This is a genomic window from Fructilactobacillus sp. X2R1C1 (assembly GCF_059901435.1).
On sequence record NZ_JBWXUV010000166.1, the window covers coordinates 1 to 232 of the forward strand.

Genomic DNA, 232 nt, shown 5'->3' on the forward strand with positions numbered 1-232 from the left:
CAGTAGTAATTATTTGTATGAATTACTAGATACGAATAGTAGACTATATAATTTTTCTCCAGATATTTGTTTAATACTAATTTCAGATAATGGAATTATATCAAACACACAAAAAGATGAAAATTATTTAATTAATGAAAGTAAACTAATATCTCTGGGTATTAGAAATTTAAAGGAACATTGTAATCCTGATATATTTATAAATGATTTAGTGATTTCCGAAAATGAATTG

At 22.4% G+C, this 232-nt stretch carries 1 protein-coding gene; it reads left to right on the forward strand.

Going from position 1 to position 232, the window contains the following annotated elements; all coding sequences use genetic code 11:
- Nucleotides 1-13: 13 nt before the first annotated feature.
- Nucleotides 14-232, forward strand: a 219-nt coding sequence (locus AC6UDG_RS07900; protein ID WP_500707020.1) for a hypothetical protein, incomplete at its 3' end; no start/stop codon positions are given.